Source organism: Roseibium sediminis, assembly GCF_008711325.1.
In the GTDB taxonomy this organism is placed as follows: Bacteria; Pseudomonadota; Alphaproteobacteria; order Rhizobiales; family Stappiaceae; genus Roseibium; species Roseibium sediminis.
Genome location: NZ_VXDB01000001.1, coordinates 71857 through 89203 on the forward strand (window position 1 = coordinate 71857; position 17347 = coordinate 89203).

The following is a 17347-nucleotide window of genomic DNA, read 5'->3' on the forward strand; positions in this document are numbered from 1 at the left end:
TTTCAGGAATGTGTGGGACCGGGATGGGAAGCCAGAAAGGCCTCAAGTTCGGGACGGGTGGGCATGGCTGGCGCACAGCCGACGGAACCAACGACGATGGAGGCGCAGGCAGACCCTCGAAGCACGGCTTCCTTGAGGCTGAACCCGTCGGCAATGGAGGTCAAAAGCCCGCTCATGAAGCTGTCGCCGGCCCCATTGGGCTTGAGCGCCTCGACCGGATAAATGCCGGTACGAATTTCCTCACCACCCATGATCGTGATCGCGCCCTCTTCTCCCATCTTGTAGATGACGAGGGCAGCCGTGGTTGCAGCAAGTTCGCGCGCCTTTTCCAGCCCCTTGTCGTAGTCACCGGCCATGAAACCGAACTCGACGTCGTTGCCAACAATCATGTCGCACTGGCTGGCGGCACGGGAGAGAACTTCGGCGGCAACTTCTGCTGAAGGCCAGGAATAAGGGCGATAGTCGACGTCAAAGATGATCGGAAGGTTGGCGGCCTTTGCAAGCTCAAAGGCCTTGAAGGTCGCGGACCGCGACGGTTCTGCCGCAAAGACAGTCCCTGCCGTGATCATCGCCGAATAGCGGCTGTAGTCGACCCTTGAAACATCCGCCTCATCCATCTGGAAATCGGCTGCGCCGTTCCGGTAGATGACATTGCGGTGCCCCTCGACCACCGATTCATAGAAGGCGAGCGAATTGCGATACTCGCCGCCAACCGGCATGACATGGCTTGCATCAACGCCGTAGCGCTTCAACTGGCCGATGCAGTAGCTGCCAACACTGTCATCGGAGACACGGGTCACAAGCGCAGCCTTGCCGCCAAGCTTGCAGATCCCGGCTCCGATATTGGCGGCAGACCCACCAAGACCGACGCTGACGGTCTCCGCATCTTCGGCGCGCACCCCGGCGTCCGTGTAGAAGTCGATCCCGGCGCGTCCGACGATCACGAAGTTGTTTTTGGCAATAGCATCAAGAAGCATCAGACACCCCGACGCTGTTTTGCGCGGGTCACTTCCCAGGCCTCATGGGCCTCGCGAACCTTCGGATCATTGGTGATATGCGGAGTACCGACTTCCCACCAGGTGTGACCTTCCTTGGTCCAACCTTCATAGGCATCAACCTGCATGCAGATCACATAGGTGCGGTCCGCAGCCTTTGCCCGCTTGAAGGCTTCTCCAAGCTCGGCGGGATTGGCAACGGTCTCTGCGATTGCCCCCATGGACCGGGCATGCGCCTCAAAGTCGACCGCAAAGGCCTCCGGAATCGTCGGGCAATCCGCAATGAGGTTGTTGAAGCTCTCGTTACCGGTGTTGTTCTGCAACTTGTTGATGACCGCAAAGCCGCCGTTGTCCAAAACGAGAATGATCAGCTTCTTGGCGGAAAGAACCGACGAATAGATGTCGGAGTTCATCAACAGATAAGAGCCATCCCCGGTGAACACGATCGTGTCAGACCCCGGTTCACGCTCGGCCTGCGCGATACGCGCGCCCCAGCCACCGGCGATTTCATATCCCATGCAGGAAAAGCCGAATTCAACATCAACAGTGCCGATATCAAGCGTCCGCCAGTTGGCGGTGATTTCCGCCGGAAGACCACCGGCCGCCGCGACAACACGGTCGCGCGGATCGCACAGCTCGTTCACGACACCAATTGCCTGCGCATAGGAGTTGGGGCGGTTGTTGCCGTGGGAAACGTTGTCGGCAACATAGGCATCCCACGCCTTGCGTTCCGCTTGGGCTTTCTCGACCCACTCGGCCGGCGCCTTGTAGTCGGAAATCTTGTCGGCAAGAGCGAGGAGGCCCAGCTTGGCATCCCCAACAATCGGCAAGGACATGTGCTTGCCTGCATCATGCCGGGCGGCATTGAGCGAAATGAACCGGGCATCCTTGGAGAACGCAGTCCATGATCCCGTGGTGAAATCCTGAAGGCGTGTTCCGACAGCAAGAATGACGTCCGCCTCTTCGGCAATCGCATTGGCGCTGTTGGAGCCGGTCACACCAATCGGTCCGATATTGAGCGGGTGTCCGGCCAGCATGTTCGCCCGGCCTGCGATCGTTTCGACGACCGGGATATCGTGCAGTTCGGCAAACTCGTGCAGCTCCTTCACCGCACGGCTGTATTGCACGCCGCCACCTGCAATGATCATCGGGCGCTTGGCAGAGCGCAACAGCTTGACCGCGTCCAGAACCTCATTGGTGTCCGGCGTTACACGGCGGATGCGGTGGACCTTCTTCTCGAAGAAGACTTCCGGGAAATCATAGGTCCAGCCCTGAACATCCTGCGGCAGGCCGAGGAAAGCGGGGCCGCAATCTGCAGGATCAAGCAAGGTTGCAATTGCCGCAGGAAGCGACTGAATCACCTGTGCGGGATGAGTGATGCGATCCCAATAACGGCAAACGGCCTTGAAGGCATCATTCACGCCAAGGGTCGGATTGTTGTAGTGCTCCAGCTGCTGGAGAACCGGATCCGGCAGGCGGGTCAGGAAGGCATCCCCGCACAAAAGCAGCATTGGCAGACGGTTGGCATGTGCAAGAGCTGCCGATGTCAGAAGGTTGGATGTGCCGGGCCCCGCACTTGCCGTGCAGAACATGAAGCGCTGGCGCAGCCATTGCTTGGCATAGGCTGCTGCCGCAAATCCCATGCTTTGTTCGTTCTGGCCACGGTAAAGCGGCAAGGCCTCGCGCACAGTATTCAGCGCTTCGCCGAGGCAGGTCACATTGCCGTGGCCGAAAATGCCAAATCCACCGCCGCATACACGATATTCAGTGCCATCGATTTCGATATACTGATTTTCCAGATAGCGAATGATGGCCTGCGCGGTCGTCAGACGGACCGTCGTGTCGTTCATCCTGAAGCCTCCCGTTCAAGCCTGTCATGCTTGACATTGTCGATTGCCGCTTGCGCGATCTCGGTTCTCAAGATACAAATTTTGCAACCGGTTGCAAACCAAATTTCAAACCAAATCTCGGGAACGCTTGAAAATGGCGGATATTGGAGTGGGAATTCTTGGCGGCGGCTATATGGGCAAGGCCCATGCCGTGGCCATGTCTGCCGTAGGTGCAGTGTTCGAGACCAAACTGCGGCCGCGTCTGGAGATGGTCTGCGCCAGCAGCCCGGCCTCAGCCGAGAAGTACCGTGCAGCCTTTGGTTTCCGCCGCGCCACGGCAAACTGGCAGGACCTCGTCAACGATCCTGCCGTTGAAGCCATCGTGATTGCAACACCGCAGGCTCTCCACAGGGAAATAGCTGAAGCTGCCTTCGCCCTTGGAAAACCGGTCCTTTGCGAAAAGCCGATGGGTGCCACACTGGAAGATTCGATCGCCATGACCGAAGCTGCCGAGCGCACTGGCTGCATCAACATGGTTGCCTATAACTATATCCGCACCCCGGCGAGCCAATATGCCCGCAAGCTGATCGCAGAGGGCGAAATCGGCGACGTGACCTGGTTTCGCGGCGAACACACGGAAGACTTTCTGGCAGATCCGAACGCCCCGGCCACATGGCGAACCGAAGGCGATGCCAACGGCACGGTCGGCGACCTTGCCCCGCATATGGTGAACGCCGCCCTCGCCCTCATCGGCCCTATCGAACGGGTGATTGCCGAAGTCGAGTGCGTTCACGAAACCCGCCCGGGCGGCAAGGTGACGAACGACGATCACGCACAAATGATGGTCCGTTTTGCAAATGGCGTGATGGGGCAGATGTATTTCAGCCGCATCTCCACTGGACGCAAGATGGGATACGCCTATGAAGTTACGGGAACCAAGGGCGCAATCCGGTTCGATCAGGAAGACCAGAACGCAATCTGGCTCTACCGCATGGACGACCCGGAGGCCGAACGCGGCTTCCGCAAGATCCTGACTGGCCCCGCCCACCCGGATTACCTGCCCTTTTGCCAGGGACCGGGCCACGGCACAGGCTATCAGGACCAGATCATCATCGAAGCACGGGATTTCCTGAAAGCAATCGAAACAGGACAACCCGTCTGGCCGACATTCCGCGACGGCCTTGAGGTCAAGCGGATCCTTGAAGCTGCCATGGTTTCGTCGAAGACGAAGTCCTGGCAAACACTATAATCAACTTTGCAGTCTGAAAGGCTCGAACGAATGAGCATCCGCATTGGTAATGCGCCCTGTTCCTGGGGCGTTGAGTTTCCGGATGACCCGAGAAACCCCGCCTGGAAAACCGTCCTGAAGGAATGCGCCGACGCAGGATACAAGGGCATTGAACTGGGGCCGGTTGGCTTCATGCCGGAAGATCCGGCGGTTCTCGGAGAGGCACTGGCCGAACACGACATGGAGCTAATCGGCGGCGTTGTCTTCCGCGCATTCCATGACCCGGAAGCCTGGGAAAATGTTCTGGACGGCACGCACCGCACCTGCAAGGCGTTGGTGGCCCATGGCGCGAAGCATCTTGTCCTGATCGATTCCATCTCCCCTCGCCGCGCCCCGACCGCCGGTCGCGTGAACGAGGCCGAACAGATGGACAAGGCGGAGTGGACAGCCTACCGCGACCGTATTGCGGAAGCTGCCCGCATCGGCACCGAGGAATACGGCCTGACCGTCGGCATTCATGCCCACGCTGCCGGCTTCATGGATTTTGAGCCGGAACTGGAACGCCTGTTGAATGAGGTCGACGAGAAGATCCTGAAGATCTGCTTCGACACAGGCCACCATTCCTATGCCGGCTTCGATCCGGTCGCCTTCATGAAGCGCCATATCGACCGCATCTCCTACATGCACTTCAAGGACATCGATCCGAAAGTGAAGGCAGATGTCATCGAGAACCGCACCGGTTTCTACGACGCCTGCGGCCAGGGGATTTTCTGCAATCTGGGCGACGGCGACGTCGACTTCCCGGCCGTCCGCCAGCTTCTGCTCGACAAGGGCTTTGAGGGCTGGTGCACGGTTGAACAGGACTGCGACCCGACGCTGGATGTTTCGCCGATCACGGACGCGATTGCCAACCGGCAGTATCTGGAATCGATCGGCTTCAAATAGGACACGACTGAGATGGCAAGACTACTTTGGGGAATGATCGGCGGCGGTGAAGGCAGCCAGATCGGCCCTGCTCACCGGCTTGGCTCAGGCCTTGACGGCGAGTTCTCGTTCACGGCAGGCGCACTGGACCATCGCCCGGCGGAAGGCCGCGCCTATGGCCAGAAACTCGGCCTTGCCGCTGATCGCTCTTATGGCGACTGGCGCGAAATGCTGGAAGGCGAAAAGGGTCGCAGCGACCGGGTTGATCTGGTGACCGTTGCGACGCCGAACTCAACCCACTTCGAGATCACCAAGTCGTTTCTGGAAGCCGGTTTCCACGTCCTGTGCGAAAAGCCGATGACCATGACAGTCGAGGAAGGCGAGGAAATCGTCAAACTCGCCAAGTCTGTCGGCAAGATCTGCGCCGTGAACTACGGCTACACCGGCTATTCTCTGGTCCGGCACATGAAGGCCATGGTGGCTCGTGGTGATCTCGGCAACATCCGGCTGGTCAAGGCGGAGTTTGCTCACGGCCACCACGCCGATGCAGCTGATGCCGACAACCCGCGTGTTCGTTGGCGGTATGACCCGAAACAGGCAGGTGTCTCCGCACAGTTTGCCGATTGCGGCATTCATGCCCTGCACATGGCTTCCTTCGTCACCGGTCAGGAAGTTGAAAGCCTGAGCGCGGACACTGTTTCCTGCATTGCCAGCCGCGAGCTTGAAGACGATGCGATGGTCAATTTCCGCATGAATGGCGGCACCGTCGGGCGTCTTTGGACCTCCTCTGTTGCCATTGGTCGCCAACATGGCCTGACGCTGCAGGTCTTCGGTGAAAAAGGCGGCCTGCGCTGGTCCCAGGAACAGCCGAACCAGCTGTTCTGGATGCCGCTCAATGGTCGCCTTCAGACCATCGAACGCGGGGAAGCAAACCTGTCCCCGGAAGCCGACCGCACGACCCGTGTCACCATCGGCCATGCCGAGGGCATGCCGCTGGCCTTTGCCAACATCTACAAGGATCTGGCAGAAGCCATTCGGGCCGAAAAGGAAGGCCGCGCGATGGATCCGGCAGCAGACCTCTACCCGCGTGCAGAAGACGGCCTGCGCTCCATGGCAGCTGTATTTGCCGTGGCAGATTCGGGTAAAAACCAGGGCAAGTGGGTGGACGCAAGACCGCCGATGTTCCGGTAAATCAACTCAGGATGCTGCGCCCTCGATACGGGGGCGCAGCGTTCCCCGCTCGATGATCTGACACGGAAAGAGACGTGTTTCCGGATATCGCTCCGGATCATCCAGCATCGAGACAATCAACTCGACCGAAGAATTGATAATCTGCTGAACCGGCTGACGGATCGTGGTCAGATTGATGTTCTGCCATCCCGCCATTTCCATGTCATTCAGCCCGATAATCCCGACATCTGCGGGAACCTTCATTCCCGCATCGGCGATCGCACTCATCACGCCAATCGACAGAACGTCATCCCCGCAGAAATAGGCTTCGGCAACATCGCCAGAGCCGATGATCCTCTGCATTTCCTCGCGGCCCGCCTCAAAGGAATAGGCCTTTGCAAAGCTGTAGGTCATGGAAATGTCAGAAGCCGCGGAGATAACTTCCTCAAAGCCCCGAAGACGATCCTGGGTCGAAGTAGCCATTTCCGGGCCACCGAGAAACGCGACGCGCCGATAACCCCGTGCAATCAGCTCGCGAGCAGCCATGCGGCCGCATTCGACGTTGTCGATCCCCACAACATGCACTTCGGGCGATGTCGAATACCGGCCGAAACTGTTGACCACGGGCACTCCGGCATCCTTGAACGCCTTCGAGAAACTGGGCGGCAAGGTGGACGAGGCAACCACAACGCCATCGACCGAATATTGCCGCAGCAGTTGAACCGAGTTTTCCGGCTCCATTTCCTGGGAAAGGTTCACCAACAGCGGGCGCAGTCCGCTTTCCTGCAGCTTGCGCGTAAACTGGTCGAACACTTCCAGAAAAATCGGATTGTGGAAGTTGTTGGAGACGAGCCCGATAAGCTTGGTTCTGCGGGTCGTCAGACTACGGGCAAGATAGTTCGGCGTATATCCAAGTTCTTCAGCCGCTTTTTCGACCTTGCGCCGTGTCTTGGCGGAAACGGACGCCCCGTCCGTGAAGGTGCGCGAGACAGCAGAGCGGGAAACGCCTGCCAATTCCGCCACATCCTTCAATGTTGCCGCCATCTGCGACCCCCGTCTTTCCGCCCGTTTATCCGCTCTAAATACCCCAAGGAACCGACCTCGGCATTATTAAATTGAAAAATCATTTTTGCAACCGGTTGCAAAATTTCTTACATCGTGGTTTCCTGTAGGTGAGAGAGGCATGAGAGCCCTCTTTATCCATGCGAATGGAAACTTCTTGGGAGGAATGAATGAAATCCACACTCAAGGCACTTCTGATGGCAGCTGCCGTCGTTGCCGCACCTTTCGTGGCTGCGAACACCGCTTCCGCTGAAGGCGAGAAATACATCCTCGTCAGCCACGCTCCTGACAGCGACACCTGGTGGAACACCATCAAGAACGGCATTGCCCTGGCTGGCAAGCAGGTCGGCGCTGAAGTCGAATACCGCAACCCGCCGACCGGCGACATTGCAGACATGGCCCGCATCATCGAGCAGGCTGCCGCGTCTTCCCCGGATGGCATCATCACCACTCTGGCAGACTTTGACGTTCTGAAGGGCCCGATCCGCAATGCGGTTGATCAGGGCATCGATGTCATCATCATGAACACCGGCACCCCGGATCAGGCTCGTGAAGTCGGCGCCCTGATGTATGTCGGTCAGCCGGAATATGACGCAGGCTTTGCAGCTGGTCTTCGTGCAAAGGGTGAAGGCGTCACCAAGTTCCTCTGCGTGAACCACGCCATCCAGCAGCCGACAGTCGGCGAGCGTTGCCGCGGTTATGCTGACGGCCTCGGTATCGACCTTGGCGATGCAATGATGGATTCCGGCACTGACCCGTCGGAAATCAAGAACAAGGTTCTGGCTTACCTGTCCGCAAATCCGTACGTCAACGGCATCCTGACCCTCGGCCCGGTTTCCGCTGACCCGACCATTGCAGCGCTGAAGGAAAACGGCATGGCCGGTTCCATCCACTTCGGCACGTTCGACCTTGGCGAGGAAATCGTGAAGGGCATCAAGGACGGCACCATCAAGTGGGGCATCGACCAGCAGCCGTTCCTGCAGGCTTACCTGCCGGTCGTCATCCTGGCCAACTGGGACCGCTTTGGCGTTCTGCCGGGCAACAACATCAACTCCGGCCCGGGTTTCGTCACCAAGGACGGCCTGACCATGGTTGAAAAGTTCGCTGGCGAATATCGCTAAGTCGAAAATCTTTGCGGGCGGCCCCAATGGCCGCCCGTGTTGTATCCGGCGCTTAGGCCATGGGGAGGAAAATGGTCGATATTGCACAAACAGACGAGCGAATTAAGGAGATATCTCCTTTACGCCGCGCACTGATCCGCCCAGAGTTGGGTGGGATGGTTGGCACCGTTGCCGTGTTCCTGCTGTTTTTGCTCTTTGCATCCGACAGTGGCATGTTCGCCGCCCAAGGGGCCCTGAACTGGTCTCTCGTATCCGCACAATTCATGATCATCGCCGTCGGCGCCTGCCTTTTGATGATCGCAGGTGAATTCGACCTTTCCGTCGGCTCCATGATCGGCTTTGCCGGCATGATGGTTGCCGTCTTTGGCGTCGTGCTCGGATGGCCGATGTGGCTTACCATCATCACGACATTCGCCATCTGCCTTGCGCTGGGAGCGCTCAACGGCTGGATCGTCGTGAAGACAGGCCTGCCGAGCTTTATCGTGACGCTCGCGTTCCTGTTCATCCTGCGCGGTTTCACCATCTATATTCCGCAAACCATCGAACGCAAGACGATCATCGGCGGCATTCGCGACGCGGCCGAAGGCGACTGGCTTGCTCCGATCTTCGGCGGCAAGATTGGCACCTCATTCTTCCAGTGGCTGGGCGAAGCCGGAGTCATCGAAGTCTTCGAACGCGGCTCACGGGCCGGAGAACCAGTGGTCGACGGCATTCCGATGCTGATCGTCTGGGCGATCGCTCTCGTGATCTTCGGCCACGTTCTCCTGACCAAGACACGCTTCGGAAACTGGGTCTTCGCCTCTGGTGGCGATGCGGAAGCAGCTCGCAACTCGGGTGTGCCGGTGAACCGGGTCAAGATCCTGATGTTCATGTTCACTGCCTTCTGCGCGACCGTTTTCGCAACCTGTCAGGTGATGGAGTTCGGCTCAGCCGGTGCTGACCGTGGTCTCTTGAAAGAATTCGAAGCCATCATCGCCGTGGTTATTGGCGGCGCGTTGTTGACCGGTGGTTACGGGTCGGTTCTGGGGGCTGCACTTGGGGCGCTCATCTTCGGTGTCGTGCAGCAGGGTCTGTTCTTTGCCGGAGTTGAATCGAGCCTTTTCCGGGTGTTCCTCGGTGTCATCCTGCTCGCAGCGGTTATCCTCAACACCTATATCCGCCGCATCATCACGGGGGAGCGCTGACATGAACACGCGTACAACCCACGAACCCATCATCCAGATGAAAAACATCGAAAAGCATTTCGGCAGCGTCATCGCGCTGGCGGGTGTCTCCATCGATGTCTATCCCGGTGAATGCCACTGCCTTCTGGGCGACAACGGCGCAGGCAAGTCGACCTTCATCAAGACCATGTCGGGGGTTCACAAACCGACACGCGGCGAAATCCTGTTCGAAGGTCGCCCGATGAACTTCGAAAGTCCGCGTGATGCGATGGATGCAGGCATTGCGACCGTGCACCAGCACCTGGCTATGATCCCGCTGATGTCCGTCAGCCGCAATTTCTTCATGGGCAACGAACCGGTCAAGAAAGTGGTCGGGATGAACTTCTTCGATCATGAATATGCCAATCAAGTCACGATGGACGAGATGCGCAAGATGGGCATCAACCTGCGTGGCCCTGATCAGGCGGTGGGAACCTTGTCGGGCGGCGAACGTCAGACAGTTGCCATTGCCCGTGCGGTTCATTTCGGAGCAAAGGTGCTCATCCTCGATGAACCGACATCCGCTCTGGGCGTTCGCCAGACGGCCAACGTGCTTGCCACCATCGACAAGGTGCGCAAGCAGGACATTGCCGTGGTGTTCATCACCCACAATGTTCGCCATGCCATGGCAGTGGGCGATCGTTTCACCGTGCTGAACCGTGGCCAGACCCTTGGCACCGCCCAACGCGGGCAGATCTCTGCCGAGGAATTGCAGGACATGATGGCCGGCGGTCAGGAGCTTGTAGCTCTCGAAGGCTCTCTCGGTGGCACTGTCTAGAGCATTTTTTGGCGAAGTGGATACTTAGAGCACGTCGAGTGTTTCAGTAAATGCGAGACGTGCTCTGATCCTCAGGCACACATACAACACATGAGAAGAGGCCGGCAGCAGTCGGCCTCTTTTTTTGATCAGGCGACAAGACGCGCGACGGCAAATTCAAGCTCGCGCTCGAGAACTTCATCGCTGAGACTGACAAATCTGCGCTCATAGGACAGAGCGACAATGCCATGGACCGCAGCAAAACAGGTCTTCACGCGAACGGTGAGTTCCTCACCTTCTAGCTCCGGATGCAGGCCCTGAAGCGCCCGACCGACAAAACTCAGCAAGTCGACATTCGCCTGCACATGTTCTTCCGGTGTTGGATAGTCCTCCGGCAAACGGTGTCCGAAGAGCGTCAACCAGAGCTTCGTGTTCTCGCGTGAGAAACGATAATAGGTGCGTGCCAGTGCCTGAAGGCGATCCAACGGATCGTCCTCGGCCTCAAAGGCTTCGGCCATACGATCCTTCATCTTTGAAAAGGTCAGAGTGTTTACGGCAATGATCAGCTCGTCGACATCCTTGAAATGCTTGTAGACCGAGCCAATCGAGTACCCCGCCTCCTTTGCGATATTCCGGATATTCACCGCCGCAAGGCCGCCGGTTTCTATGGCCTCACAGGCCGCTTCCAGCACCTTTCTGCGGGTCTCTTCGCTCTTGGCCTGCTGCAAACCACTCATCTCGTCTCCATCACAAAAAGTGAACTCAGTTCATTTTTTTCTTGACCCTGACCTATTCTTGTGTTTTTGTCAAATGGTGAACGACGTTCACTTTTGGAGAAAACGATGACTGGAAGTCTGATGTACCAACTCAAGCAGCTTTTCAGCTCCGTTTCAGGGCAGGCAAGGGACGCGCAGGAATTCGCTCTCCTATCTGCTCAGATCCGGGAAGCCGGAACTGCCGTTCTCGCCGCGCGCCAATCCGTCGCGCTGGCCAAGGCCCAAAATGAACAGGACCTTCGTCAGGTTGCTCGGGCCGCACAAAACATCACTGATCTGGAAATCCGGGCGCGAGACGCCCTTGCCAAAGGTCAGGAAAAACTGGCGCGAGAAGCCGCCGAGGCAATTGCCATTCTCGAAGACGAGAAAACGGCCCTTGAGCGAACAACCCGCGCCTTCGAACAGGAGCTTACCCAGCTCTCGGACAACCTGCGCAAGGCGGAGTTCCGGCTCCGCAGTCTCAAGCGGGGCGAGCGCACTGCCCTGGTGCGGCAAAAAGTGATGAAGGCCACCACTGTCGGCGCAACAACCGACACGGCGAGCCTCCTTCAGGCCGAAACCCGCCTGATGGAAATCGAGGCCCGGCAAGAACGGGCTGCCCTGGCTGATCAGGCCTTTCAGGAACTCAGCCCCCAGGACAACCCGCAGACCATGATTGAAAAGCTGGCAGATGCCGGTTGCGGCACCCCGCTGCGCACGTCGGCCGATGCCATACTGGAACGTCTGAAATCCGACATCCAACCCAACCTGATGATTGAAAACAGAGTTTAACAGGAGAAAACCAATGCAGGACGCACCGATCAAACACACCAGCACCTGGACCATGTTCACCGCAGGCAGCTTCGGCGTTGCCGCGATCATGATGGGCCTTGGCATCTACAATCTCGAAGCAAGCTTCTCCGCTAAGGGTTTCTACACCATGGCCGCGATTATGTTGGTCCACACAGCAGTCACGCTGACAAAGACAATGCGTGACCGAGAGGAAGCGGCGAAATTTCATAACCGTCTGGAAGACGCAAAGACCGAAAAGCTTCTGATGGACATCAGCAAGTCGGATCAGGTTTGAAGACAAACTGGATGACAGGGGGCCGCGGAAAACCGGCTCCCCGAATCCCGGAGGAGAATATGACCAAGTCTCTCATGGTAACGCGGCGCTTTGCCCCCCTGTTCTGGACGCAGTTCCTGTCCGCATTCAATGACAACTTTCTCAAGAACGTTCTGGTGTTCCTGATCCTGTTTCAGGTTGGAGCCTCCGGTTCGGATGGATCCTCCGCAAGCAGCCTGATTGCGCTCGCCGGAGCGGTCTTCATTTCCCCATTCCTCTTCCTGTCTGCTCTTGGCGGGGAACTGGCAGACAAGTTCGACAAGTCCATGTTGGCCCAACGCTACAAGCTGGTCGAAGTGGGTGGCGCCGCTCTGGCAATTGTCGGCATGGCCTTGTCGTCCATTCCCGTTCTATTCGCAGCCCTGTTCCTCTTCGGGGCGATGTCGGCGCTGTTTAGCCCTGTCAAATACAGCCTCTTGCCCGATCACCTGCATGTGTCGGAACTGCCGCGCGCCAATGCCTGGGTCGAAGCCGGCACATTTCTGGCCATCCTTGGCGGAACCATTGCAGCAGGCTTTCTCTTTGCCAGCGGATCCGCTGCCCTGAGCTTTGCGCCTGTGATGATCGTCCTTGCCTTTTCCTGCTATGCATTCAGCCGCTGGATCCCCTCAACGACCCCGGCCTCCCCGACCTTCAGCATCAATCGCAACATCTTCACATCGACCATTCAGATGCTGAAAGACCTGAGTGAAGACAGTCGCTTGATGCGAGTTGCTGCGATGAACGCGTGGTTCTGGCTGTCCGGGGCACTGGTCATGTCCCTGCTGCCGGTCATGGTGAAGGATATCCTTGGCGGCGATGAAGCAGCTGTCACCTATTTCCTAACGGTATTTGCCCTGTCCATCGGTGTCGGCTCGGCTCTCGCCGCCTGGTTTTCCGCAGGTCGTGTTGTCCTGCTTCCCGCCCCTGTTGGCACATTATTTATCGCAATCTTCAGCCTCGATACGGCCCTCGTCCTGTCGAATGCAGTTCCCGCTGCCGAAGGCCTTACTCTCTGGGCCTTTCTGAAACATGACGGCGTCCTACGGATCAGCATCGACATGGCAGGCCTCGCCATCTCCGGTGCCATGCTCGTGGTTCCAACCTTCACAGCCCTTCAGACATGGGCCAAGGCAGAAAATCGGGCCCGGGTAATTGCCGGCTCAAACGCACTGGGCGCAGGCGTCATGACCCTTGGCGGCATTGGCCTTGCCATTGCGCAGGCCTACGGCGCCAGTGTTGCCAATGTCCTGATTGTTCTTGCCATCCTCAACACGGTTGCAGGTCTCATCATGCTCAAGTTTCTGCCCACAAATCCGATGCGTGACTTCATCTCCATTCTCTATCGCGCCTTCTTCCGCATGGAAGTGAAGGGACTGGAGAACCTCGAAAAGGCAGGCGACGCACCGATCCTTGCCATGAACCACGTCAGCTATCTGGACGCCGGCCTCGCACTCACCCTGACCGACAAGACTCCGACCTTTGCCATCGATTATGAGGTCGCACAGCGCTGGTGGATCCGTCCGTTCCTGCGCCTTGCCAATGCCTTGCCGATCAACCCGGCCAAACCGATGGCCACCCGGTCTCTCATCAATGTCGTGAAGTCGGGTGAGCCGATGGCAATCTTCCCCGAAGGACGCCTGACCGTCACCGGCGGCCTGATGAAAGTCTATGACGGGGCCGCCATGGTGGCCGACAAGACCGGCGCGCAAATCGTGCCGATCCGCATCGACGGGCTGGAAAAGACACCCTTCTCCTATCTCAATCCGTCCCAGATCACCAAGAAGCTGTTCCCGAAAGTAAAGGTGACCATCATGGAACCGACAAAACTCGAGTTGCCGGAAAACCTGAAAGGCCGCAAGCGCCGCGCCGCTGCCGGAAGTGCCCTTTACGAGCTGATGTCCGGCCTGATGTTCCAGACCAGTTTGTCGGAAGACAAGACCATTCTCGACAAGGTCATCGATGCAGCCAAGGAGCGCGGCATGTCGGAGCTGGCCATCGAGGACCCGGTCACTGGCAAGCTAACCTATGGCAAGCTGCTGACGGGAGCGTCCGTGCTGGCACGCAAGATCACCAAGTACACCGTTGGAGAGGACACGGTTGGCGTCATGCTGCCAAACGCCAACGGATCGGTCGTCACGGTTCTCGCGACCATGTCCGCAGGCAAGGTTCCCGCCATGATAAACTTCACAGCGGGTGCAGAAAACATCCTGTCCGCCTGCAAGGCTGCCAATGTTCGCACAATCCTGTCGTCACGCGCCTTTATCAAGCAGGCAAAACTGGAGCCCTTGGCCGAGGCCATTGCAGAGAAAGTCCGTTTCATCTGGTTGGACGAGGTTCGCGAAACCATCAGTTCGCTCGACAAGCTTGTCGGCTTCCTGACCAAGACCAGTCCGCTGGTGGAGCGCAACGGCGATGACAACGCGGTCGTCCTCTTTACCTCCGGCTCGGAAGGCACGCCCAAAGGTGTCGTTCTCACCCACAAGAACATCCTTGCCAATGCCACTCAGGCAGCGGCCCGGATCGACTTCACCCCCGGCGACAAGGTGTTCAACGTCCTGCCGATGTTCCATTCCTTCGGTCTGACGACCGGCACGATCCTGCCATTGATCTCCGGCGTGAAGACCTATCTCTACCCCTCTCCGCTTCACTACCGGATCATTCCTGAGCTGATCTACGCTTCCAACGCGACAATCCTGTTCGGCACGGACACGTTCCTCAACGGCTATGCCCGCGTCGCTCATGCCTATGACTTCCGTTCGCTGCGCTACTGTTTCGCCGGTGCAGAGCCGGTCAAGCCCTCGACCCGTCAGATCTATATGGAGCGCTTCGGTGTCCGCATTCTGGAAGGCTATGGGGTCACGGAAACAGCACCGGTCATCGCTATCAACACGCCGATGTTCAACAGGCCGGATACCGTTGGCAAGCTGATGCCGGGAATGAAGGCGCGTCTGGAGCCGGTCCCAGGTGTTGAAACCGGCGGACGCCTGTTTGTCTCCGGACCGAACGTGATGGTCGGCTATCTGAAGGCTGACAATCCGGGTGTGATCCAGCCGCTTGTCGACGGATGGCATGACACAGGAGATATCGTCGACATTGACGAGGATGGCTTCATCAAGATCAAGGGCCGCGCGAAGCGCTTCGCAAAGATCGGCGGGGAGATGGTCTCGCTGGCTGCGATCGAGGCACTGGCAGGCCAGATCTGGCCGGAGCACCTGTCCGCCGTCGCATCAGTCAAGGACCCAAGGAAAGGCGAAAAGCTCATTCTGGTCACAGAGAACCCGAAAGCCGAGCGCAGCGCGTTCATCACCGAGGCAAAGCAGCGCGGTGCGCAGGATCTGATGATCCCTTCAGAAGTCCGCATCGTTTCGAAAGTTCCGGTTCTCGGCTCAGGCAAGCTTGATTTTGCCGCCATCAGCAAGATGGTTCAGCCGGTCCTGGAGGTCATTCCTGCCTGATGGCGACGCATGACAAGACCTGGATTGACGAAGGCGGCCTGTGTCAGGCCGCCTTCTCGCCTTTTTGGGCACAACAATCCCGAGGACGAGGAAAACACCGCTCTCCTGAATTTGCGTGTCTCTTGTCTTAAGGCGCTATTTTTTATCCCGGAATGGTTGTTACGGACGTCCTTCGTGTCAGGATTTGTCAGAATTGGCTGAACCCCCGACGTCAAAAACCGGCTTTCATGCTTTCATATTACTGAAAGTTACCCCATTTTTTAAGAGCCATTGTTAGTTTAGCGGGTGTTAACTGATGTTATATCCGCAAGATAACCTAGGCATTTTTTCCGACAACAAATTTCCGAAAATCCTTATTTTACAACCAATAGTGACTTAAATAAAAAGTTAACCAGTAATATATTCAAGATAAGCATTCTATATAGAACGAACTATATTATTCGTTGACCGAAATTATTTTCTGATCATAGTGAATAATAGCAATTGAAGCGGTCATTCTGCTCCTCGTTAATGCAGGGGATACTACATGGGAGGCCTTTCATGGCGAGAAGTGACATATCCCTGACTGGTGTTAGTGAGTTTGCGGCGCAGACGCGGCAGCAACTCAAGGTCCTGATTGTTACAGAAGACCCAGCTGATACAGCGCGGATTTGCGAAAGCCTGGCAAAATCCCCGAAATACAGGTTCGACACCCGGCAGTGTCAGTCCGCTGATGAAGCAAATCTGCTGATTCCGAAAGAAAAACCGGACCTTTGCATCGTATCACTCCTTCCGTCGGACGACGGTGGCCTGACGATGATCAAGAAGATTTTCAGTGAAGGCTACCTGCCGGTCATCCTCACCAGCGATCATGACCTTGGAAAGCTGGAGTCCTTTAGCCGGAAATCTGGCGCCCTGACACTCCTGTCGCGATCCGACATCACAACCGGCAATCTTGACCGCACCATCGACCGGGCACTGGAAGAAGCGCAGCACAGCATGGATGTGCGCGAAAAGATCGGCACGTTCGAGGTACAAAAAAACAACATCCTGAAGCCGTGGCTCGCCACAATGCTGCTTCAACTGGAACAGGTCGAACGCTCCACGACGCTTCTCTTCGAGGCACAAGCCAAACGCACAGAGGGTGAGATCCAGGACGCCGCCACGATTCACGACATCAAGAAGAGCGTCGAGCTGCTGAAACACGAACTGATCCTCCGTCTGGACCGCTTCGACGAACAGCCCAGAGATGGATTGGTCAAGCAAACGCTCTTCAGCTTGCCCGATGTGATCGAGGAAACACTTACGGAGTTCTCCTCCGAAATAGCCTCAAGCAATGTGACCTTTGCCACGGACAAGAACGAGTCCTGCCAGATCTGTCAGGATCAGCCCCTTGTAGAGGAATTGCTGTCGTCTCTCATTCTCTACGAACTCGATCATTCGCCTGCGGGCGGAGCCTATTCGCTTGATATCGAGTATGATGACGACGAAGTCTCTATCATCATCGGAAAGGCGGGAGCTTATGCCCGCATGTCCGGCACAGACGGATCAGAAGGGTATGAAAACCCGGTCCGTAACTTCCGCGAATTGATGAATACACCCAAGGGCTCGAGACTGGACCTGGCTGTCCGGATTGCGACCTGCCTGGGTGGATCCATCGATATCGATGGCCTGGCCAATGGCGACCGGGTCATCATAGCCACGATCCCCCGTGTATATCGCCCGTTCAACATGACAATCCAGTAGGTTGATCGGGTCTTAT

The 17347-nt window shown here is 57.4% G+C and carries 14 protein-coding genes; 10 read left to right on the forward strand and 4 right to left on the reverse strand.

Going from position 1 to position 17347, the window contains the following annotated elements:
* Positions 1-2 precede the first annotated feature (2 nt).
* Together iolC and iolD are read right to left on the reverse strand one after the other, a co-directional pair.
* The gene (iolC, locus tag F0155_RS00290) at positions 3-977 is read right to left on the reverse strand and encodes a 5-dehydro-2-deoxygluconokinase (protein WP_150522471.1); all 975 of its coding nucleotides are present in this window, start codon (positions 975-977) and stop codon (positions 3-5) included.
* Positions 977-2845 carry a 3D-(3,5/4)-trihydroxycyclohexane-1,2-dione acylhydrolase (decyclizing) gene (gene iolD / locus F0155_RS00295; protein WP_150522472.1) on the reverse strand — a complete coding sequence of 623 codons (1869 nt, stop codon included), beginning with the start codon at positions 2843-2845 and terminating at the stop codon, positions 977-979. The genes iolC and iolD overlap by 1 nt, the downstream gene beginning before the upstream one ends.
* 133 nt (positions 2846-2978) lie before the next feature.
* Here iolD and F0155_RS00300 point away from each other — a divergent pair, with 133 nt between their 5' ends.
* Genes F0155_RS00300 through F0155_RS00310 form a run of 3 tightly spaced genes read left to right on the forward strand, consistent with a single transcriptional unit; the run spans position 2979 to position 6167 of the window.
* Entirely contained in the window at positions 2979-4073 is a 1095-nt protein-coding gene (locus F0155_RS00300; RefSeq protein WP_150522473.1) for a Gfo/Idh/MocA family protein, read from the forward strand.
* 30 nt (positions 4074-4103) lie between these two features.
* Positions 4104-4997: a TIM barrel protein gene (locus tag F0155_RS00305; RefSeq protein WP_150522474.1), complete on the forward strand. Its 894-nt coding sequence runs from the start codon at positions 4104-4106 to the stop codon at positions 4995-4997.
* 12 nt (positions 4998-5009) lie between these two features.
* Positions 5010-6167 carry a Gfo/Idh/MocA family protein gene (locus F0155_RS00310; protein WP_150522475.1) on the forward strand — a complete coding sequence of 386 codons (1158 nt, stop codon included), beginning with the start codon at positions 5010-5012 and terminating at the stop codon, positions 6165-6167.
* Positions 6168-6173: 6 nt separating this feature from the next.
* Here F0155_RS00310 and F0155_RS00315 read toward each other — a convergent pair whose 3' ends face one another.
* Positions 6174-7190 carry a LacI family DNA-binding transcriptional regulator gene (locus F0155_RS00315; protein WP_150522476.1) on the reverse strand — a complete coding sequence of 339 codons (1017 nt, stop codon included), beginning with the start codon at positions 7188-7190 and terminating at the stop codon, positions 6174-6176.
* Between the two features lie 188 nt (positions 7191-7378).
* Between F0155_RS00315 and F0155_RS00320 the strand changes: the two genes are divergently transcribed.
* The 3 genes from F0155_RS00320 (at position 7379) to F0155_RS00330 (ending at position 10309) form a co-directional block, all read left to right on the forward strand.
* Positions 7379-8329 (forward strand): sugar ABC transporter substrate-binding protein, encoded by a 951-nt coding sequence (locus tag F0155_RS00320; protein WP_150522477.1) that lies wholly within the window; start codon positions 7379-7381, stop codon positions 8327-8329.
* A 71-nt stretch (positions 8330-8400) separates the two neighbouring features.
* Entirely contained in the window at positions 8401-9513 is a 1113-nt protein-coding gene (locus tag F0155_RS00325) for an ABC transporter permease (protein ID WP_150522478.1), read from the forward strand.
* A gap of 1 nt (position 9514) precedes the next feature.
* Complete coding sequence (locus F0155_RS00330) at positions 9515-10309, forward strand: ATP-binding cassette domain-containing protein (protein ID WP_150522479.1); 795 nt, start codon at positions 9515-9517, stop codon at positions 10307-10309.
* A 128-nt stretch (positions 10310-10437) separates the two neighbouring features.
* Here F0155_RS00330 and F0155_RS00335 read toward each other — a convergent pair whose 3' ends face one another.
* Positions 10438-11025: a TetR/AcrR family transcriptional regulator gene (locus tag F0155_RS00335; protein WP_150522480.1), complete on the reverse strand. Its 588-nt coding sequence runs from the start codon at positions 11023-11025 to the stop codon at positions 10438-10440.
* A gap of 105 nt (positions 11026-11130) precedes the next feature.
* Here F0155_RS00335 and F0155_RS00340 point away from each other — a divergent pair, with 105 nt between their 5' ends.
* The 4 genes from F0155_RS00340 (at position 11131) to F0155_RS00355 (ending at position 17331) form a co-directional block, all read left to right on the forward strand.
* On the forward strand, positions 11131-11835 hold the full coding sequence (locus F0155_RS00340; protein WP_150522481.1) for a PspA/IM30 family protein: 705 nt from the start codon (positions 11131-11133) through the stop codon (positions 11833-11835).
* 13 nt (positions 11836-11848) lie between these two features.
* A complete protein-coding gene (locus F0155_RS00345) occupies positions 11849-12130 on the forward strand; it encodes a YiaA/YiaB family inner membrane protein (protein ID WP_150522482.1) in 282 nt (93 codons plus the stop codon).
* 59 nt (positions 12131-12189) lie between these two features.
* Positions 12190-15606 carry an acyl-[ACP]--phospholipid O-acyltransferase gene (locus F0155_RS00350; protein ID WP_150522483.1) on the forward strand — a complete coding sequence of 1139 codons (3417 nt, stop codon included), beginning with the start codon at positions 12190-12192 and terminating at the stop codon, positions 15604-15606.
* Positions 15607-16146: 540 nt separating this feature from the next.
* Positions 16147-17331: a response regulator gene (locus F0155_RS00355; RefSeq protein ID WP_150522484.1), complete on the forward strand. Its 1185-nt coding sequence runs from the start codon at positions 16147-16149 to the stop codon at positions 17329-17331.
* Positions 17332-17347 lie beyond the last annotated feature (16 nt).